The following is a 319-nucleotide window of genomic DNA, read 5'->3' on the forward strand; positions in this document are numbered from 1 at the left end:
GCTAAACCCTGAAGACCTAGCTGAGTGTCGTACGCTTGGTGAAATCGTTACCTACATGCAAAGCAAGCTATCCGCTGCTGCACCCGCAGCAACTCCAAAAGCTGAATCAGTAACGCCTATCGCAGAAACAGCGACAGCGGAACTTCCTCCACACAATGAGGTAGCGCTAAAAAAGCTACCAGCGGCAGATAAACTCGTCGATTGTTTCTCAAAAGACGCTTGTGTCGTGATCACAGATGATGGTCACAACGCCGGTGTTCTAGCAGAAAAGTTGACCGCTAACGGCATTCAAGTGGCTGTAGTGCGTAGTGCTCTTTCT

The 319-nt window shown here is 49.5% G+C and carries 1 protein-coding gene; it reads left to right on the plus strand.

Features of this window, described 5'->3' with window-relative positions; translation table 11 throughout:
- Positions 1-319 (plus strand): hypothetical protein (locus tag AB4496_RS27175; protein WP_372133052.1); only part of this gene is annotated, 319 nt, incomplete at both ends.

The organism is Vibrio sp. 10N.222.46.A1, assembly GCF_041473595.1.
Classification (GTDB): Bacteria; Pseudomonadota; Gammaproteobacteria; order Enterobacterales; family Vibrionaceae; genus Vibrio; species Vibrio tasmaniensis_A.